This window comes from Inediibacterium massiliense, assembly GCF_001282725.1.
Classification (GTDB): domain Bacteria; phylum Bacillota; class Clostridia; order Peptostreptococcales; family Thermotaleaceae; genus Anaerophilus; species Anaerophilus massiliensis.
In genome coordinates, this window is the sequence record NZ_LN876586.1 from 425703 (window position 1) to 444543 (window position 18841).

Consider the following 18841-nt stretch of genomic DNA (forward strand, 5'->3'; position numbering starts at 1 on the left):
AAATATAATATGGAACACATATAGGCCTTTCTACATAATCTGTATCAGGGAAAAAATTTTACAGATAAAAGGAGGTGTAGTAGATGGCTGATAAACAATGTGGAGGAATTGGTGGTATATTTGGTGGATGTGATGATAGTTTACTATTTTTCTTCTTATTACTTGTAATATTATTCTGTTCTCCATGGATTGGTGGAGGTTGTGGTAGAGGATGCTAAAGTTTTGAAGAGTTGGGAGATCCCAACTCTTTGCTTTTTTATTTTTTAGGAAATTATGTGTTTGATAAAATTGTGGATAACTCTAGAAAGTTAGATTTTCATCAAATTTTAAGCAACGGAAATTCTGAATGAAATGAAAGAATTCCGTTGACGTCATGAGCAATTCCGAAATGGATATGCAAATTTTTGATAAAAATAGTCAGAAAATTATACAATTTGTCGCAAAAAACATATGGAATATATTACTTATTTATCCAATTTTGTTATATAATAAGAAGTGGGTACTCTAGAGTATACAATAAACAAAAGGGGAGAGAGATTTATTATGAAAAAAGTAGTGAAATTTGTAGAAAAAAATTCTCTACATCTATTGTCAATGTGTGCATTATTTGTAGGAGCAACAGCAGCTTCAGCAGCTACAATGTGGTATAGCCATCAAGTAAAATGTCCAGAGGAATTATTAAAATAAAAATATAGTTTTATGTCATTCTTTAGAATACATAAAAAATAAATATTTTATGTATTTATTTAAAAAGGTTTCTTATGATGGCAAGCCCTTTCATAGGAGCCTTTTTTAATCATTTACGTTATAAAGTTTTAGATAATTCGCAATTTTAGATATTTATTTCAAAAAAATCTATCTATCTTATAAAGTGAGATCTTGTTCTTTAGTAGAGGAGTAGAATTATGAATATGTATAGTTTTGTAAATGAAATTTTATTTGCTGCTCTTGAAGGATTTGTGATTTTAACTATATTTTTAACTTTATTTAATAAAAAAAATTTTATACAACAAAATATAGTAAAGACATTTGTATTTGTATTTTTATATACAGTGTTTTCGTATTGGGCATCTACTTATATACCTGTAGGCTATCATACTATAATTATAGTTACTTTTGCAGTCATTAGTCTTTCGTTTATTACATCTTCCCATTTAATACATTCATTTATTGTAGTCATGATTAGTTCTATTTGTTTTATGATTATAGAAAGTACTGTTGTAATGATGTTTGCTATATTTAAAGATGTTAACTTTGCTGATATTATAAATATTTCAAAGATTAAATTTGAAATATCTCTATTAATTAAGGGCATAGAATTGTTTTTAAGTTTTCTTATTTATAGAAGTAAAAGAACTTATCTAAAGGATTTATCTATAAATTCAGGAAATAGTGGAATTACTTATTTATTATTAGGAATATTTCTGATGGGTGTTTTTATCTTTAGCATAAATTATATTATTGCCACTAAGGTAAATATTATTTTATATGAAATACTATTATTCTTCATTTTTGTACTTTTCATTTTTTGTGGTATTTTTGTATATAAAGAAAAAGAACAACTACTAAAAATGAAACATAAAGTTCATTTACAAGAAGAGTATATTAAAAATATTGAAACGGTTATTAATATTATCCGACAAGAAAAACATGATTTTATGAATCATATGAATACAATTCATGCCATATGTTCCTTAAAGAAATCTAATGCTATTGAACAAATTGATAAATATGTAAATAAATTAACGAATAATTTACAAGTGTCTTATCATTATTATAATACGGGAAACGACTATGTAGATGGCTTACTTGCAGTAAAAAGCAATTTTGCTTTTCAACATAATATTTCTTTTGAAGTAGATTTTGAAAATTCCTTATATCATATTGATTTGGATGAATATGATCTTGTGAGTATTATTAGCAATTTAATAGACAATGCTTTTGAAGCTATTATTGAAAATAAAAGATTAGAAGATGAAGTGGTATCTGTTTGTACATATATTGAAGATAGCATATATTATTTATCAGTTGCAAATACAGGACCTCCTATTTCACAAGAAATGATCAATAAAGTTTTTGATAAAGGATTTTCTACAAAACAAAACAATAAAGAGGATCATGGATTAGGATTATATATTATAAAGGAAATCATACAAAAAAACAAAGGAGAAATTATTGTTTTGAGTAATGAGAATGAAACACAATTTTTAGTAAAGTTTTATTTAAAGGAGTGTAGTTATGGAAAGGATAGCTCAAAATATCACAAACTCAATACAGCGTAATAATTCAAATTTAACTAGACTTCAAATTTTAAAAATAAAATTTGGACTAGAATGTTTATTAGGGGAACTGACAAAAACTATTCTTTATGTAGGTATATTTTCAATCTTTTCATTGACTAAAAATTTTTTAATAAGTTTACTATTTTTTTGTTCAATTCGCTCTGTAGCAGGAGGGTATCATGAGGCAACATATTGGAGATGTTTTTGTACGAGCTTTTTGATATTTAGCATTGCTGTAATCGCAGGAGTTCAATTAGATATATCTTCAAATGTAAGAGTAATTATGTTGCTTGTATCAATGGTATTAGTATGGATATATGCTCCAGTAGATCATCCTAATAAACCTATTATTAGTGAACTAAGAAGAAAAAAATTAAAATATATTTCTTTATTGCTAAGTATATGTATGGGAGGAATGAGCTTCTTCCTTTCAAAAAATTATGCCATTACGGCTATGATGGCTATATTACTTGAAGCATTATCTTTACCAATGGGAAATTTTTCAAAAAGGAGTATGGAAAGTGAAAGTGTTAAAAGGTGAAATAATAAACAATGGTATGGTAATGAATACATCTGCTGTACCTTATGATGATAAGAAGGGGTTTTTCATTGCACTAGTCGCCATTAGTGAATCTTTAGAAATAGATGTTCCCATATGGACATCAAGAGAAGATTATTTTCTACAAAGAAACAAAGAAGTGGTCATCTGTTTAAGAGAAAATATATTTTTAAGGATATATAGTGAGTAGCTGCATGACCATAAAGGAGTTTCTATTCAACTTGTAGAAACTTCTATTTTTATAATACATAGGAAATGATATGCTTAATAAAATTGTAAATAAGCTTATAATTTTTGTTATGTATTTCAAAAAAGTCTATCTATTAAATTTTTCTAAGGAAGACTTTTTTATATTTTTGATGTTTTTTATATGAGATAAAACATCATAATATTCATTTAATAAATGATCTAATTGTTGGCTAATAGACAATACTTCATAATCAAGAAGATCATTCTTACTTTCGATAATGATATGCATTTTATTTCTCAATTCTATGATTTGTTCTTTAAGTTCTTTTTGTTTACTCATTTTCAATTATCCCCTTTTGATTGTATAAAAAATTATGTATTTCAAAAAATTTTACTTATAAATCTTCCAAAGGAAGACTTGTTGATTAAAATAATCATCGGCAAGATTAATCTATATTTTAGCATTGTTGTAATTAAATGTCATGTGAAATGTGAAAAATAGGAAATAAGTTTTAATATGAATAAAATAAAATCATGAAATTTTAAATAAAAGAAATCTTCACTAATTGACAAATATATTCTGTTATAGTACAATTTTTATGGAACATGTTCCATGCAGTTTAAATATGAAAATATTTGAGAAGTGTATGGAATATAAAAACAAAAAAGAAGGAAATAAATATGATATATATAGGAATCGATTTAGGCACATCCTCTGTAAAACTATTAGCTTTAAATGAGAATGGAAATATATTAGGAGAGGTTACAAAAGAATATCCTGTTTATTATCCAAAATCAAATTGGGCTGAGCAAAATCCAGAGGATTGGTGGAATCAAACAAAACAAGGATTAAAAGAATTAATAAATAGATATGATTTGCCAAAAGATCAAATTCAATCTATTGGATTTAGCGGACAGATGCATGGGTTAGTAGCTCTTGATGAAAATGGAGAAGTATTGTTACCTGCTATATTGTGGAACGATCAAAGAACGGTGGATGAATGTATAGAAATTGAGAATCACTTTGGGCAAGAAAAGCTAACACAATTTGTAGGGAATAAAGCTTTAACAGGATTTACAGCACCTAAAATATTGTGGCTTAAAAAAAATCACAAAGAAGTATTTGAAAAGGTACAACATATTCTTTTGCCAAAAGATTATATAAGATATAGACTCACAAAAGATTATGCAACAGATGTATCGGATGCTTCAGGGATGCTTCTTTTAGATGTAAAAAACAGAAAATGGTCAAAAGAGATGATAGAATTTTTAGGTATTCATGTGGATATGTTGCCAAAGGTTTATGAATCTTATGAAGTAACAGGAGTATTATCAGATGAAATCAAACAATATTTAGAAATAGAAAACGAAGTACTCGTAGTAGGAGGAGCATCAGATCAAGCAGCAGGTGCTATTGGAACAGGAACTGTAGAGGATGGAATTATATCTATTACACTAGGAACATCTGGAGTTGTATTTGCTTCTTGTGATGAATTTGTAGTGGATGATGAAAATAGGCTTCATTCTTTTTGTCATGGAAATGGAAAATATCACCTTATGGGTGTGATGTTATCAGCTGCTAGTTGTTTAAAGTGGTGGGTAGAGGATGTAAATTGTGGAGTATCCTTTGAAGAACTATTACAAGAAGCACAAGAAAGTGAAGTAGGGGCAAATGGAGTGATTTTCTTACCTTATTTAATGGGAGAAAGAACCCCTTATGCAGATCCAGATGCTAAAGGAACTTTTATAGGGCTGAATATGAAAGTAAAAAGAGGAGATTTAACAAGAGCAGTACTAGAAGGTGTTTCATTTGGACTTCGAGATTCATTAGAAATTTTAAAGGATTTAAATATTCCTATTCATCAAATCAGAGTCATTGGCGGGGGAGCGAAAAGTCAATTGTGGAAACAAATCCTTGCAAATATACTCAATCATTCTATAGATGAAATAAATACCAATCAAGGTGGAGCTTTAGGAGCAGCTATTTTAGCAGCAGTTGGTGTAGGAAAATACAAAAACGTAGAGATAGGATGTAAAACATTAATCAAACGGATCAATCAAATAAACCCCCAAAAGGAATTTGTAAATACTTATGAACAAATATACAAAAAATATCAATTGCTTTATGGTTCTTTAAAAGATTGGTTTAAATCTTAAATCAGGAATCAAGTAAATAGATATTGTAGGAGTGTTTATGTCAAATATAAGAGAAATTGCGAAAAAAGCAGGAGTAGGTATTGCAACAGTATCAAGATATTTAAATGAAACAGGCTATGTAAGTGATGAAGTAAAAGTAAAGATTCAAAAGGTAATAGAAGAATTAAATTATAAACCTAATGCATTGGCTAGAGCAATCTTTACTAAGAATTCAAAGACAATAGGACTGATGGTTCCCAATATATCTAACCCGTTTTTTAATCAAATGGCATCTATTATAGAAGAATATGCAAGTAATATGGGATATAATATATTACTATGTAATACAGATGATAATGAAGAAAAAGAAAAAAAATATCTAGATGTGTTACAAAGCCATAGAGTAGCTGGAATCATTGTATCAAGAAGTCAATGTGGAGAAGAATATAAAAATATTGAAATTCCTATTGTTTCATTTGAAAATCATATTTCTGATAAAATTATTACTATTTCTTCCGATAATTATCAAGGAGGAAGAATTGCTTTTGAACATTTGTATGAAAAAGGATGTAGAAAAATTTTACATGTAAGAGGACCTCAAACTTTTGAAGCAACAGAGCTGAGATTTAAAGGATTTGTAGATGGGGCGAAAGAAAAAAATTTAGAAATCGATTACATTGAATTTGAAAGTGATTTTCAAGTAAAAATGCTTAAAGAGAATATTGAGAGCATAAAAAATATTAGAGATTATGATGGAATATTTGTTTTTAATGATATTGCTGCAGCTACAGTAATGAAATTTCTTAAAAAAAGAGGAGTGAAAATTCCTGAAGAAATTCAAATTATAGGTTTTGATAATAGCTTTATTTGTGAATTAGTACATCCTTCATTAACTACTATTAGCCAGCCAATACAAAACTTAGGAAAGACCACCATTGAATTTTTAATAGGTTTAATCCATGGAGAAGAGATTCCTATTAAGGATTATCTTATGGAAACAAAATTAATAAAAAGAGAGACAACATATTCTTGAAAATTTTAGTTCATGTAGAAAGGATAGTAACTTTTTACATTATAAGGAACTAGTTCCATATGGATTATGAAAAGCATCAAATCTTTAGAAGTCGAGGTGTTCACGTGGAATTAATAATGAAAGATATTCAAAAATCTTTTGGTGATGTACATGTTTTAGAAAATGCAGGACTTCACGTTAAAGATAAACAGATTCATGCATTGATGGGTGAAAATGGTGCTGGAAAGTCTACAATGATGAAAATTTTAACAGGTGTTTATACAAAAGATTCTGGAGAAATCATCATCAATGGGAAATCACAAGAAATACATAATATTCGAGAGAGTGAGAATCTAAAAATTGCTTTTATTCATCAAGAGTTAAATGTACTTCGTGAAATGAGCATTGTAGACAATATGTTTTTAGGAAAAGAGATTAAAAACAGGTTTGGATTTTTAGATAAAAAAACTATGATCCAAATTGCAAAAGAAAAACTTCAGTTATTAGGACTAGATATCAATCCTACTGTTCTTATGAAAGACATTTCTTTAGGATATAGGCAATTGGTTGAAATTGCAAAAGCTCTTTTGTTAGATGCAGAACTTATTATTATGGATGAACCAACAGCTGCTCTTACAGATCGAGAAATAGAACTACTTTTTAAAGTCATTAGAGATCTAAGAGACCAAGGGGTTTCATTTGTCTATATTTCTCATAGAATGGAAGAAATATTTGAACTTTGTGATGAAATTACGGTTTTGCGTGATGGCAAATATATTGGATGTAAAAAGATTGCTGACACTCATTTTGATGAAATTGTAAGCATGATGGTAGGATATGACATGGATGATCGTTTCCCTAAAGTAGAAACAAATCCAGGAGAAGTAGTTTTATCTGTAAAACAATTAACGAAAAAAGGAAAATTTGAAGACATTACTTTTGAGGTAAGAAGTGGAGAGGTATTAGGATTTTCGGGCCTTATGGGAGCAGGAAGAACAGATGTAATGCATGCCATATTTGGAAGTATGAAATATGATACAGGAGAAATTTATTTAAATGGAAAAAAGGTCAAAATAGATTCTCCTTTAACTGCAAAAAAATTAGGAATTGGATTTATTACAGAAGATCGAAAAAATGAAGGGCTTATATTAGATTTTGCGATCAATAGTAATATGGCATTACCTTCTTTAAAGGAATTTACAAACAATGGAATGATTCAAGATTCTAAAATATCCAAGGAAGTAGATGAATTTATAAAGAAATTAAAAGTAAGAACTCCTAGTCAAAATATTGAAGTGGGAAATTTAAGTGGAGGAAATCAACAAAAGGTTGTTATTGCAAAATGGCTCATGACAAATCCAAAAGTTCTGATATTAGATGAACCAACACGTGGGGTAGATGTGGGAGCAAAAAAAGAAATTTATGAAATTATTAATCAATTAAAAAAATCAGGAGTTGCAGTTATAGTAGTTTCTAGTGAACTTCCAGAGATTTTGGGAATTTGTGACAAAATTGCAGTGATGCATATGAAGAAATTAAAGAAGATATTTGATGGAAAAGAGGCTACACAAGAAAAAATTATGGAATATGCTACGGGTGGAGGAAAATAATTTATGGAAAAAATAGGTAGATTATATAAGAAATTTGGAACCGTAGGAAGTTTACTTCTTTTAGTGATTATTGTAACCATATTAAATCCAAAGTTTTTTACTATGTATAATATATTAAATATATTTAGACAAGTGTCTATCAATGGATTGATTGCTTTTGGAATGACCTTTGTTATATTAACAGGAGGAATCGATTTATCTGTAGGAGCAACCTTGGGGTTATCAGGCATGATTTTAGGTCTTATGGTATCCTCAGGATTTTCTGACGTAGTTTCTATACTTGCTGCATTAATTTTAGGAACTTTACTTGGAGCATTTAATGGAGTCTTAGTTTCTAAGGTAAAACTTCAACCATTTATTGCTACACTGGCTACTATGACTATGTTCAGAGGTATTACTATGATTATTTCAGATGGAATTCCATTTATGAAATTAACAAAAAATGCTCCTATATTAGACTGGTTTAGCCAAGGAGAATTTTTGAAAATACCTATTCCCATGATTATATTTATAGGGTTTTTAGTATTATTACTTGTCATTTTACAAAATACTACCTTTGGTAGAGGGGTGTATGCAGTAGGTGGAAATGAAGAAGCTGCAAGATTATCTTCTATACCAGTAGATAAAATAAAGACTTTTGTGTACGTAATTAGTGGTTTTTTATCTGCATTAGCAGGAGTGATCTTAACCTCTAGACTTAGTTCCTCTCAACCTACAGCAGGAATGGGATTTGAATTAGATGCTATTGCAGCTGTAGTTATAGGTGGGACAAGCTTATCTGGAGGAAAAGGAAAAGTTTTTGGTACTTTCCTAGGAGTATTAATTATTGGAGTTTTAAACAATGGACTCAATATTATAGGTGTTTCAGCGTTTTACCAACAATTTATTAAAGGGCTTGTAATACTTTTAGCGGTAATTTTAGACCGTAAAAGTAATGCATAATAAAAATAAGGGGGAACTATAATGAAAAAAATTGTTTCACTACTACTGATCCTTTCATTGATTTTTACAATGGCTGGATGTAGCAAAAGCGATGAAGCAGCAAAAAAAGAAGAAAAACAAAAGATTGCTTTACTAATGGCAGACCTAGGAAATCCATACTTCCATGTACTTCGTGATGCAGTACAAAAAAGAGGAGAAGAATTAGGTTATGAAGTTTTAGTGTATGATGGTCAAAATGATGCATCTAAGCAACCTTCACAAGTAGAAGACGCCATTCAACAAGGGGTATCCGCAATTATTATCAATCCTGCAGATGAATCATCAACTGCAAATGCACTAAAAGATGCAATTGCTCAAGACATTCCTGTAGTAACAGTAGATAGATCTGTAGAAGTAGATGGTATTTTATCTTATCTTGTTACAGATAACCAAAAAGGTGGAGAACTTGCAGGAAAATGGTTAGAAAAGAAATTACCAGAAGGTGGAAATGTAGTACATATAGAAGGAATCATTGGTACTGCTCCACAACGTGAACGTGGGGGCGGATTCTTAAGTGTTGTTGATCCTGCAAAGAATCCAAACAGTAAATTTAAAATTATTGATACAGCTGTAGGAGAATTTTCTATGGCACCAGCAGAAGCTGCTATGTCTGATTTATTAGCAAAACATGATGATATTGATGTAGTATTTGCACAAAATGATACAATGGCAGTAGGAGTTGCTCGTGCTATTGAAACAGCAGGAAGATTAGATGACGGAATTATTGTTATTGGATTTGATGGAGCAAAAGAAGCATATGAACTAATAGAACAAGGAAAAATGGCAGTAACAGCAGTTCAAGATTTCCCATATATAGGTAAAGAAGCAGTAAATTATGTAGATGCTTACTTAAAAGATGGTACAAAACCAGAACCACATGTATTAGTAGATGTATATATGTCAGATGAAAAATAGACAAAAATCCCTCTTATGAGGGGTTTTTTTTATTGTCTTTTTCATATAAACTATATAATTATATAGGAAATAAATTTTGTATGTATATGAGATAAAAAATAAAAAGGATATGAGGAGTGGAAAAATGTTTGAGATAAACTATAAGACCACAGATGAAATAGTTTGGCAGGGAAGAACAGATGATGATAAAAATTTTGATGCCTTTAGATGGCATCAATGGGTAGAAAATATGGATTTAAGAAAAGAAGATTTAAAACCCTATACAGGAAAACTTGGATTTGCATTTATTGGATTTTGTTGTGATCAAGGGGTAGAAAGAAATAGAGGAAGAGTAGGCGCTGCTAAGGGACCTAGAAGTATTAGAAAGGAATTATCCAATTTACCTTGTTGTTTTACACAAGAAGTAAAGTTATTTGATGCAGGAAATATATTTTGTGAAAATGCTACACTAGAAAAAAGCCAAGAATTACTATCAAAGGCTGTAGAGAAAATATTAAGTTTAAATCTTTTTCCTATTGTATTAGGAGGAGGACATGAAACTGCTTTTGGCCACTATAATGGAATACTAAGTAATTTAAAGAAAATTGAAGATAAGCCTAACATTGGAATTATTAATTTTGATGCCCATTTAGATATAAGACCTTATCCAAATGGAGGAAGCTCAGGAACTATGTTTAGACAAATTGCAGATATTTGTAAGGAAAAAGATTTAAAATATTCTTATCTTTGTATAGGGGCTCAAAAACATAGTAATACAGTAGACTTATTCAAAACAGCAGATCGATTAGGAGCTAGTTACATTTTAGCAAAGGATATTTTGAGTACAGATTATTGGAATTTATTAGAGGAGATAGATGATTTTATAAAATTTAGAGATCATATTTATATTACCATTTGTTCGGATGTATTTTCTTCAGCTTTTGCACCAGGTGTAAGTGCTACACAGTCATTAGGTTTAGATCCAGAAAAAGTTTTAAAATTTTTAAAATATATATTAAGATCCAATAAAGTAGTTAGCTTTGATATTGCTGAGGTTTCTCCAAGATTTGATCAAGATAATACTACTTCGAATTTAGCTGCTGTATTGATTTATTCAGTGATTCAAACTTTGTCTCAAATGAAACATCTTGCAATTTAAAAATCTGTTTATAGCAGGTTGAGCTTATAGATAAAGTCATAAAATTCTTCACTAATTTTCAAATTTGGAAAATATGACGAAACGGTCGAAAATAGTATTACAAACTCGCTATGCTCAAACAGTGTAATGCTAAGCATTTTCTCACTTATTCTATATTTTCACAAATTCTTAATAATGGTTCCGAATTTTATGACTTTGCTAAAATATAGTTTGTCTTTAGTATGAAACCTGCTGTGAAGCAGGTTTTTTTAATTGGCATTTGACAAGAATTAAAAAAGTAGTATAATATAATTAGCAAATGCCAATAATGAATATGAGTAGTTTATTTAATTTTATAAAATGGAGGGGTGTTTTATGAAAATCTGTGTTTCAAGCTTAGGAAAAGAAAAAACTTCTATGATGGATGATCGTTTTGGAAGATGTCAGTATTTTTTTATTGTAGATACACAAACAAATGAAGAAAAAGTTTTAGAAAACAAAGGATTAACAGCAACACAAGGTGCAGGAATTGCTGCAGGACAACAAATAGTGGATGAGAAAGTAGATGTACTTATTACTGGATATATAGGACCAAATGCTATGAAAGTATTACAAGGGTCTGATATAAAAATTTATAAAGGTAAAGGATTAGCTATACAAGAGGAAATAGATGCATTTAAAAAAGAAAACCTAGATGAAATCAAAAATCCAGGACCTGCTCACTTTGGAATGAAGAACCAGTAAGGAGAGGGTTGTAATATGAAAATTGCAGTACTTAGTGGAAAAGGTGGAACAGGAAAAACTACAGTTTCTGTAAATCTTGCAAAATCTATGGGATGGAGTTATATAGATTGTGATGTAGAAGAGCCTAATGGTTTTATCTTTTTAAAACCAAATATAGGTAAAGAGATGAATGTAAGTATTCCTGTTCCTAAAATAGATGAACAAAAATGTATTCATTGTAATCAATGTGTGAATATATGTCAATTTCATGCATTAGCAGGAACAAATAACGGGGTGTTGGTATTTGAAAAATTGTGCCATGGATGTGGTGCATGTACACTCACATGTCCTGTAGATGCCATAAAAGAAGAAGATAGGGTCATAGGAAAGATAGAGGTAGGACAAGATAAGGAGATATCTTGTATGAGAGGTGTTTTAAATATAGGAGAACCTATGGCTACACCTATCATAAAACAGTTAAAAAAGATAAACAAAGAACAAAATACAATTATAGATTGTTCTCCTGGAAGTTCTTGTACAGTCGTATCTGCTATTGAAAGAGTAGATTATGCTATATTGGTAACAGAACCTACGGAGTTTGGACTGCATGATTTAAAAATTGCTATAGAGCTTATGAGACAAATGGATATTCCTTTTGGAGTCATTATTAATCGAGTAGATCAGCAAAAAGATTTAATTGATGATTATTGTGAAAAAGAAAATATAAATATATTAGGCAAAATTCCTTTTGACAAAAAAGTGGCAGTATTATATTCAAAAGGGAAATTATTGATTGAAGATGTAGATTATGAGAAAAAGTTTAAAGAAATAGGTCAAAAAATTAGGGAGGTGTGCCCATGCAACTAGTTGTTATAAGTGGAAAAGGTGGAACAGGAAAAACTACAGTTGCAGCAGCATTTTCCTATCTCAGCAAAGAAAGTATAAAAGTAGATTGTGATGTAGATGCATCTAACCTTCATATTTTATTAAAAGGAAAAGATATGGATCAGGATAATTTTATTGGAGCAAAATTAGCTCATATTGATGAAGATAAATGTGTGCAATGTGGAGAATGTGCACGTGTATGCAGGTTTGATGCCATTTCTAATTTTTCCATAGATCCACTAAAATGTGAAGGATGTGCTGCTTGTAAAGTAGTATGTAAATTTGATGCCATTTGTCTAGAAGATGAAATTACAGGACAGACAATGATTACGGATACAGACCATGGCATTTTATCTAGAGCAGAAATGATTGTAGGAGCAGAAGGCTCTGGAAAATTAGTAACAGAAGTAAGAAAAAAAGCTATGGAATATAAAAAAAATGATGAATGGATCATACTAGATGGAACACCAGGAGTAGGGTGTGCTGTAATGGCATCTATTACAGGATGTGATATAGCTTTGATTGTAGTAGAACCATCCCAATCTGGAGTGGAAGATTTTCTAAGAGTATATGAATTAACTAAATTTTTTGGAGTAAAGCCATATGTCTGTATCAATAAATATGATATTAATGAAGAGATATCTAATGAAATACAGAGATTTTGCAAGGAAGAAAAAATTGATTTGATAGGGAAAATACCATTTGATCCTATGGTAAAAGAAGCTGTCAATCAATTAAAACCAATTGTAAGTATAAGGGGAAGTATAGCAGGAGAAGAAATTAAAAAAATATGGAATGTATTGAATGAAAAATATAAGGAGGCGTTGTAAAATGAAAATTGCTATTGCGAAAGAAGGAAGCTTTGTATCAGGACACTTTGGACATTGTGAAGGATTTGAAGTATTTGAGGTGGACAATCAAGAAATTAAAGAAAGAAAATTTATAGAAAATCCAGGACATAGACCAGGTTTTTTACCAGTATTTCTATCTGAAAAAGGAGTAAATGTAATTATTGCTGGAGGAATGGGTGCTACAGCACAAGATTTATTTAAGGAAAATAATATTTCAGTTATTGTAGGAGCACAAGGGAAACTTGAAGATGTAATGCATGCTTATATAAATAATCAGTTAAAATCTACAAACAGTGTATGTACAGAGCATGAACATGCAGGAGAATGTGAAGAACACTAGGCAGGAAAATTTTCCTGCCTTTTTCTATGCTTTAATAGCAGCGATGAAAGAACTTAAGGGAATGGTTAAAATAAGGCCAATACTGCCACATAAGGAACGAAATATTTCTTCAGCTATAAATTCCATATTTACAGCATCTAAAAAAGGAACATTCATGGTAGTAAAAAAAAGAAATAGAGGCAAAGAAGTACCAGCATAAGCTAAAATTAATGTATTTGCCATAGTAGACATAATATCTTTTCCAACGTTTATACCAGATTTTAATAAAGAAGAGGATGAAGTTTTTGGATATTTTTCTTTGATTTCAAAAATAAAAGAAGTAATAGACATGCTAATATCCATAACTGCTCCAATAGTACCTATGATTACCCCACTAAATAATAAACCACGATAATCTATAGATAAATCTGTATAACCAATAAAGGCTTGTATATATTCGTCAGATATACCAGTTAGGGCCATAAGATTTCCAAAATAAAATGCAAATAAGCCTGCTATAATAGTTCCGCCTATTGTAGATACAATAGCACAAAAACTTTTTTTGCTAAAACCACTTATAAGTATAAAGTTTATAAATATGGCTATAGAAGAAGTAATGATGGCGGCTAGAATAGGGTTGAATTCTTTAAGTATTAAAGGAATCAAACAAAATATAATAGATAATAAAGTGAAAATAAGAGAAAAAGCAGCACGAACTCCCTTAAGTCCTCCAAAAATAACTAATAAAATCAAAAAAGTTAGGCCTAGTATTTTGAGTGAATTTCTTCGATCTATATCAAAAAAGTTAGCTTGAGTAACTTGTCCATCTGACAATTGTAAATTTATAATAATAGGCATTCCTTTTTTTAAAACTACATTAGACGAAGTTCCTTCTATAGGTATATGTGTAAAGGTGATGAGCTGATCTTTATAGGGATCTTCTTTTAATTTGGCTTCAATTGTATATATATTACCGCCATTTTGAGTAGATTTTTGGATTTGAGTGATCATTCCTCTACATCGAATTTGTGATGTAGAATAGATAGAATTTCCATAGCTAAAATTGAAGAAAATAAAAGATAGGAATAAATAGATAAAAATAGACATTCTTAATATTTTTTTCATAAGTACCTCCTCATAGCTTGTCTTTATAAAATCTTCCTGTTTATAAACTATATGTTAGTAAAGTTTATTTATGAAAAAAGTTATGAGTGTTATGGAATAATTGTTCCTTATTTTTATGGTTTTGCTAAAATATAGTTTGTCAAAAGTTATGGAATAAATGGATTTATTTATTATTTTAAAATATTAGAATTCTATAGATTGTAAAAGTTTGGTAAACTATAGGTATCATCAATAAAGGGGTGGGGGATAAAAATGATTATAAAAAGTGAGCAAGCACAAATAGAAGCTGTAAAAACTATAGCTCAGTTGATGGTAGCAGCCGCGAGAACTGCACCAAAGGCAAATGCACTAGATCGATTAGAAATATTGATTATAGAAGGAAAAGAGAAAGATATTTTAGCAGATGAGATGAAAAGGATTTCAAAAGAAACAGGGGTAGAGTTTATTGGAAGAGATGGATATAATGTAGATGATGCTTTATTAGTTGTATTATTTGGAACTAGGATTGAGCCTATTGATTGCCCAAACTGTGGATTTTGTGGTCATGAAAATTGTGGAGAAAATCGTAAAAACAAAGGAATATGTGTTTTTAATCCAGGTGATTTAGGAATTGCAATAGGCTCTGCTATATCCATTGCTGCAAATCATCGCTGTGATAATAGAGTCATGTTTTCAGCGGGAAAAGCTGCACTCAATTTAGGATATTTTCATCCGGATGTAAAAATTGCTTATGGTGTACCTTTATCTATATCAGGGAAAAGCCCTTTTGTAGATAGATAAATAAAAGAAAGTAAAAACAAAAAATAGGATATGAGTAAATTCGAAAACCTGGTGTGTATATTAGATCAAACCAGGTTTTTTATTGTATTGGCATTTGGTATATAACATTATTACTAAAAATACATTAAAATCTATAGGACATAAGATGTATTTTTAATCAGACTACCCATATTTTTATAAATAATATGGTACAATTCAAATACAATATTGTAAAAATAGGAGAATCTGAAAATGAAAAAAATAGTTTTTATATTGTTGGTGATGGGTTTAGTTTTATTAATTTCATGTAAAGAGCAACCAAAAGATAGCTCTTCAGAAAAATTACAGGAAAAACAAAATTTATCTATTGAAAAATATAATGCTTATGTAGAAGTGAATAATTTTATGAATGAGCGTTTTAATGAAGTTTTAGCTTATTATTACAAAGGATTTGGATTAGATATGGATACCTATTCTACAAATGTAGGTAGTGTTGTTATTAGTTCTGTATCAGAAACAGAACTTGATATGGTTCTTAAAAATCTACAGGTGTATACAAAAGAGCCTGTCATAAAAGATTTGGATGCAGCAGCAAAGGATTTAGAGCCTACTATGGTAGAGCTTAGTCATATACTAAATGATGCAGAGTTTTATTATGACTCTAAAAATTATGTAGATGATCATTTTGAAGAGGGAAAGAAATTGCATACTCAAATTTGTACTAGCTATGAAGAGTATGAGAAGAAGAAAGAAAGATTTATAAAGGCTATGAGGGAATTATGTTATACACAAACTCAAAAAGATATGGAAAAATATATTAAAAATAAGGAGCATATTAAATATTATTCTATAAGTTATATGTTAATAGCAGTAGATATGTTTGATGAACTACAAAAGCAAAATATAAGTGATGAAAATATGATGAACATAGACCAAGAAAAATTTGCAGAGCAATATAATCATTTATCAAAAGAAATAGATAAACTTATGGAGGCAGTAAATAATTCATCAAGTCATGAAAAAACTCAATTTGAACCATATAATTTTAAGGATTTTATAGATTATGCACAAAAGACAAAGGCAGCAGCAGCAGACCTTTTAAATAGCTTGAATAAAAAAGATTCATCTTTGGGGTCACCTGAGGAATTTTATAGTAATTTGAGAACTATGATTTCTTACTATAATAGAGTAGTATATTTTTCAGATGAGGTAAAAAATCTAAACTATTTCCCTACTAGATAAATTGTAAGGACTTTTAAAAGTCTAGCAATAAATGATCTATACATATGAAGGAGGAACAATATGCTAAAGAAAATGGTAGTATTGATTTTATGCTGTACAATGCTTAGTGCATGTAATGTTAACACTAAGGAAAATTCCAAAGATACATCAAGTGAGGTGGAAATCAGTCAAGAACAAAGGCGTATAAATAAGGAGAATGTTTATGTAGAGTTGAATAACTTTATTACAGGACGTTACTTTACAGATATTATTGATAGATATTTTATCATGTTTGGGACAGAAGAATTTGTAAAACCTTCAGGGGCACCTTTTGTCAATACAGTTGCACAACATGAAGTAGAGTTGATAGAGAAAGCATTAGAATGTTCAAAAAGTGAGCCTAAAATAGAAGGATTTGACGCAGCAGTACAAGATCTAATTCCTAAGATGCAAAAATTAATCAATGTCATGAATGAAGCTCATACATATTATAATCAAAAAGATTATGTAGATGATAATTATGCAAAAGGAGCTGAATATCATAATCAAATTATAGAAATATATTTCAATGAATTTTATCCATCTCTGAAGGTATTTTTAAATAATATGGAAGAAATGGGTGAGAGAAAAAGAAAAGAAGATATGAAAAATATGAAAGACCATGATTTCATGATTCAATATCATATGCTAGATATATTATGTAAAGCTCAAGATATTCAAAATGAAATGTATAATCAAGGTATTGACTCTTCAAATATTTTGAAATTAAATATAGTTCCAGTGAAAGAAAAATATCAATTGTTAATTGAGTCTATTGGAAAGTTAAGAGAGTATGGAAAAGATAATAGTAGATTAGAAAAGGAAGGTTTTGTTGCAGCACAAATAGAGCAGTATTTAAAGGATGCAGGAAATGTAAAAGCTTCAGTAACAGAAATTATTCAAAGAGTTGAAAAAAAGGAACCAATAGATGCGTTTGATATTCAACATGGCTATGTAACATCTCGATCAGGAACTCCAGAAAATTTTGATTCTAAATTAGGAGATTTAATTGATTATTATAATAGAAGCATTACTCGATAGGGTATGACATAGGATAAAAGTGTAATATATTCTATGGTTAAAAAAGAAGACAAAGCGAATGAAAATCCCCTATAGGATGTATCCTATAGGGGATTTTCATTCATAGAAATGATTAAGCTACAGCAGTTGCATGGATAAAATGTACGATCTCATCATAGTTTACATCTATGAGGTATGTAAAATCTGTGTTGACTTCCAATTTGTTTTTAGAATTCAATTCATGAAGTTCGAATTTAAGGGAAGCTGTTTTACAGAGGTCACAGTATATTAAGGTACATAAAAAATGCTCTTCTTTTTCTAAATGTTCATCTAATGTAAAGGAATTAAGTAAAGTGTTTATAGACAAATTTTGAGATAAATGACTTTCTAAGTCTTCGAAGAATACTAAACCGTCACCTTTAGAAAAATTAAAAATTTCTTTTTCTTTTTTATATAATTTACAGGTATGACAATAAGGGTGATCTTTTTGGAAAAAGCCTGCGAAAAGACATCCTACAATCACTCCAAGAGCATCTATCATGGCAAATACCCAACCTACAATAGGATTGGAGATATCTCCTATAGAACGAGCTTTATAACTAAATGAAATAGGTGTGTTTTCAATCATATATTTTTTATAAGTAAAAAAATCAAATTGTCCATAGTCATCTGAATAGTAGTTGCTTACATGATCACCATCTAACGTATAGACAATTTCCATATTTTCAGGATTTATACAAGTGATCATATAGCTTGTATACTCAATTCCCAAAATACAAATAAGTGAAAGAACAAATCCGATTAAAAAATGTTTGCCAGTGATAAAGACATTTGATTTAAACAATCCCTTGTAATATCCATATCCACAGATATAGCCTGTAAATAATGCACCAATAGGGATAACAAAAAAGATAGAAAAATGTAAAGCTTCAAATCCTGTAAAAAATAAAATCAATACAGGTAATAAAATACTAACAATAAGTGATAATAGTCCTAAAAAAATACTCATGCATGTCCTCCTTGTATTTACATAAAATTAAATTTCTTGAAAATTATACAGACAAATATATATATTGTAAATATAAAATGCGAAATATA

Annotated in this window: 21 protein-coding genes; 18 read left to right on the forward strand and 3 right to left on the reverse strand. The window is 29.5% G+C overall.

The genetic code is table 11. The annotated features are described in order from the left end of the window. The first annotated feature begins 83 nt into the window (after positions 1-83). The 5 genes from BN2409_RS17620 (at position 84) to BN2409_RS05880 (ending at position 3031) form a co-directional block, all read left to right on the forward strand. Positions 84-218: a hypothetical protein gene (locus BN2409_RS17620; RefSeq protein ID WP_278320184.1), complete on the forward strand. Its 135-nt coding sequence runs from the start codon at positions 84-86 to the stop codon at positions 216-218. Between the two features lie 325 nt (positions 219-543). After that, a complete protein-coding gene (locus tag BN2409_RS16735; protein ID WP_110942979.1) occupies positions 544-687 on the forward strand; it encodes a cyclic lactone autoinducer peptide in 144 nt (47 codons plus the stop codon). Between the two features lie 218 nt (positions 688-905). Beyond that, positions 906-2282, forward strand: coding sequence for a sensor histidine kinase (locus tag BN2409_RS05870; RefSeq protein ID WP_053955711.1), 1377 nt, complete (start codon positions 906-908; stop codon positions 2280-2282). Beyond that, positions 2239-2823: an accessory gene regulator ArgB-like protein gene (locus BN2409_RS05875; RefSeq protein WP_053955712.1), complete on the forward strand. Its 585-nt coding sequence runs from the start codon at positions 2239-2241 to the stop codon at positions 2821-2823. The genes BN2409_RS05870 and BN2409_RS05875 overlap by 44 nt, the downstream gene beginning before the upstream one ends. Next, entirely contained in the window at positions 2804-3031 is a 228-nt protein-coding gene (locus tag BN2409_RS05880; protein ID WP_053955713.1) for a hypothetical protein, read from the forward strand. Before BN2409_RS05875 ends, BN2409_RS05880 begins: the two co-directional genes overlap by 20 nt. A 126-nt stretch (positions 3032-3157) precedes the next feature. On the opposite strand, the gene BN2409_RS05885 is transcribed toward BN2409_RS05880, so the two are convergent. After that, positions 3158-3370: an aspartyl-phosphate phosphatase Spo0E family protein gene (locus BN2409_RS05885; protein ID WP_053955714.1), complete on the reverse strand. Its 213-nt coding sequence runs from the start codon at positions 3368-3370 to the stop codon at positions 3158-3160. A gap of 341 nt (positions 3371-3711) precedes the next feature. Here BN2409_RS05885 and xylB point away from each other — a divergent pair, with 341 nt between their 5' ends. The 10 genes from xylB (at position 3712) to BN2409_RS05935 (ending at position 13600) form a co-directional block, all read left to right on the forward strand. Continuing rightward, positions 3712-5187: a xylulokinase gene (xylB, locus tag BN2409_RS05890; protein WP_053955715.1), complete on the forward strand. Its 1476-nt coding sequence runs from the start codon at positions 3712-3714 to the stop codon at positions 5185-5187. A gap of 37 nt (positions 5188-5224) precedes the next feature. Further along, the gene (locus tag BN2409_RS05895; protein WP_053955716.1) at positions 5225-6199 is read left to right on the forward strand and encodes a LacI family DNA-binding transcriptional regulator; all 975 of its coding nucleotides are present in this window, start codon (positions 5225-5227) and stop codon (positions 6197-6199) included. 116 nt (positions 6200-6315) lie between these two features. Beyond that, complete coding sequence (locus BN2409_RS05900) at positions 6316-7788, forward strand: sugar ABC transporter ATP-binding protein (protein WP_278320185.1); 1473 nt, start codon at positions 6316-6318, stop codon at positions 7786-7788. 3 nt (positions 7789-7791) lie between these two features. After that, positions 7792-8730, forward strand: a complete 939-nt coding sequence (locus BN2409_RS05905; protein WP_053955718.1) for an ABC transporter permease — start codon at positions 7792-7794, stop codon at positions 8728-8730. A 21-nt stretch (positions 8731-8751) separates the two neighbouring features. Beyond that, positions 8752-9684: a sugar ABC transporter substrate-binding protein gene (locus BN2409_RS05910; RefSeq protein WP_053955719.1), complete on the forward strand. Its 933-nt coding sequence runs from the start codon at positions 8752-8754 to the stop codon at positions 9682-9684. A 124-nt stretch (positions 9685-9808) separates the two neighbouring features. Beyond that, positions 9809-10822: a formimidoylglutamase gene (gene hutG / locus BN2409_RS05915; protein WP_053956222.1), complete on the forward strand. Its 1014-nt coding sequence runs from the start codon at positions 9809-9811 to the stop codon at positions 10820-10822. Positions 10823-11176: 354 nt separating this feature from the next. Continuing rightward, the gene (locus tag BN2409_RS05920) at positions 11177-11545 is read left to right on the forward strand and encodes a NifB/NifX family molybdenum-iron cluster-binding protein (RefSeq protein ID WP_053955720.1); all 369 of its coding nucleotides are present in this window, start codon (positions 11177-11179) and stop codon (positions 11543-11545) included. A gap of 15 nt (positions 11546-11560) precedes the next feature. Next, a complete protein-coding gene (locus BN2409_RS05925) occupies positions 11561-12391 on the forward strand; it encodes a nucleotide-binding protein (RefSeq protein ID WP_053955721.1) in 831 nt (276 codons plus the stop codon). After that, on the forward strand, positions 12382-13239 hold the full coding sequence (locus tag BN2409_RS05930) for an ATP-binding protein (protein ID WP_053955722.1): 858 nt from the start codon (positions 12382-12384) through the stop codon (positions 13237-13239). Before BN2409_RS05925 ends, BN2409_RS05930 begins: the two co-directional genes overlap by 10 nt. A gap of 1 nt (position 13240) precedes the next feature. Then, on the forward strand, positions 13241-13600 hold the full coding sequence (locus tag BN2409_RS05935) for a NifB/NifX family molybdenum-iron cluster-binding protein (protein ID WP_053955723.1): 360 nt from the start codon (positions 13241-13243) through the stop codon (positions 13598-13600). Positions 13601-13624: 24 nt separating this feature from the next. Here the strand turns inward: BN2409_RS05935 and BN2409_RS05940 are convergent, their stop codons facing one another. Beyond that, the gene (locus tag BN2409_RS05940; RefSeq protein ID WP_053955724.1) at positions 13625-14704 is read right to left on the reverse strand and encodes a YibE/F family protein; all 1080 of its coding nucleotides are present in this window, start codon (positions 14702-14704) and stop codon (positions 13625-13627) included. Between the two features lie 252 nt (positions 14705-14956). Here BN2409_RS05940 and BN2409_RS05945 point away from each other — a divergent pair, with 252 nt between their 5' ends. The 3 genes from BN2409_RS05945 to BN2409_RS05955 all read left to right on the forward strand — a co-directional run bounded on the left by BN2409_RS05945 (position 14957) and on the right by BN2409_RS05955 (position 17764). Beyond that, entirely contained in the window at positions 14957-15484 is a 528-nt protein-coding gene (locus BN2409_RS05945) for a ferredoxin domain-containing protein (RefSeq protein WP_053955725.1), read from the forward strand. A gap of 231 nt (positions 15485-15715) precedes the next feature. Beyond that, entirely contained in the window at positions 15716-16705 is a 990-nt protein-coding gene (locus BN2409_RS05950; RefSeq protein WP_053955726.1) for a DUF3829 domain-containing protein, read from the forward strand. Positions 16706-16765: 60 nt separating this feature from the next. Beyond that, the gene (locus tag BN2409_RS05955) at positions 16766-17764 is read left to right on the forward strand and encodes a DUF3829 domain-containing protein (protein WP_053955727.1); all 999 of its coding nucleotides are present in this window, start codon (positions 16766-16768) and stop codon (positions 17762-17764) included. Positions 17765-17876: 112 nt separating this feature from the next. On the opposite strand, the gene BN2409_RS05960 is transcribed toward BN2409_RS05955, so the two are convergent. Continuing rightward, the gene (locus tag BN2409_RS05960) at positions 17877-18752 is read right to left on the reverse strand and encodes a hypothetical protein (protein WP_053955728.1); all 876 of its coding nucleotides are present in this window, start codon (positions 18750-18752) and stop codon (positions 17877-17879) included. Between the last annotated feature and the right edge of the window lie 89 nt (positions 18753-18841).

Excerpts from the sequence above, each read along its gene's own strand:
- BN2409_RS17620 (WP_278320184.1), top strand. The coding sequence starts at position 84 with ATGGCTGATAAACAATGTGGAGGAATTGGTGGTATATTTGGTGGATGT.
- BN2409_RS05900 (WP_278320185.1), top strand. The coding sequence starts at position 6,316 with ATGAAAGATATTCAAAAATCTTTTGGTGATGTACATGTTTTAGAAAAT.
- BN2409_RS05935 (WP_053955723.1), top strand. The coding sequence starts at position 13,241 with ATGAAAATTGCTATTGCGAAAGAAGGAAGCTTTGTATCAGGACACTTT.
- BN2409_RS05950 (WP_053955726.1), top strand. The coding sequence starts at position 15,716 with ATGAAAAAAATAGTTTTTATATTGTTGGTGATGGGTTTAGTTTTATTA.
- BN2409_RS05955 (WP_053955727.1), top strand. The coding sequence starts at position 16,766 with ATGCTAAAGAAAATGGTAGTATTGATTTTATGCTGTACAATGCTTAGT.
- BN2409_RS05870 (WP_053955711.1), top strand. The coding sequence starts at position 906 with ATGAATATGTATAGTTTTGTAAATGAAATTTTATTTGCTGCTCTTGAA.
- BN2409_RS05875 (WP_053955712.1), top strand. The coding sequence starts at position 2,239 with ATGGAAAGGATAGCTCAAAATATCACAAACTCAATACAGCGTAATAAT.
- BN2409_RS05895 (WP_053955716.1), top strand. The coding sequence starts at position 5,225 with ATGTCAAATATAAGAGAAATTGCGAAAAAAGCAGGAGTAGGTATTGCA.
- BN2409_RS05885 (WP_053955714.1), bottom strand. The coding sequence starts at position 3,370 with ATGAGTAAACAAAAAGAACTTAAAGAACAAATCATAGAATTGAGAAAT.
- xylB (WP_053955715.1), top strand. The coding sequence starts at position 3,712 with ATGATATATATAGGAATCGATTTAGGCACATCCTCTGTAAAACTATTA.
- BN2409_RS05940 (WP_053955724.1), bottom strand. The coding sequence starts at position 14,704 with ATGAAAAAAATATTAAGAATGTCTATTTTTATCTATTTATTCCTATCT.
- BN2409_RS16735 (WP_110942979.1), top strand. The coding sequence starts at position 544 with ATGAAAAAAGTAGTGAAATTTGTAGAAAAAAATTCTCTACATCTATTG.
- BN2409_RS05925 (WP_053955721.1), top strand. The coding sequence starts at position 11,561 with ATGAAAATTGCAGTACTTAGTGGAAAAGGTGGAACAGGAAAAACTACA.
- BN2409_RS05910 (WP_053955719.1), top strand. The coding sequence starts at position 8,752 with ATGAAAAAAATTGTTTCACTACTACTGATCCTTTCATTGATTTTTACA.
- BN2409_RS05920 (WP_053955720.1), top strand. The coding sequence starts at position 11,177 with ATGAAAATCTGTGTTTCAAGCTTAGGAAAAGAAAAAACTTCTATGATG.
- BN2409_RS05960 (WP_053955728.1), bottom strand. The coding sequence starts at position 18,752 with ATGAGTATTTTTTTAGGACTATTATCACTTATTGTTAGTATTTTATTA.
- hutG (WP_053956222.1), top strand. The coding sequence starts at position 9,809 with ATGTTTGAGATAAACTATAAGACCACAGATGAAATAGTTTGGCAGGGA.
- BN2409_RS05945 (WP_053955725.1), top strand. The coding sequence starts at position 14,957 with ATGATTATAAAAAGTGAGCAAGCACAAATAGAAGCTGTAAAAACTATA.
- BN2409_RS05905 (WP_053955718.1), top strand. The coding sequence starts at position 7,792 with ATGGAAAAAATAGGTAGATTATATAAGAAATTTGGAACCGTAGGAAGT.
- BN2409_RS05930 (WP_053955722.1), top strand. The coding sequence starts at position 12,382 with ATGCAACTAGTTGTTATAAGTGGAAAAGGTGGAACAGGAAAAACTACA.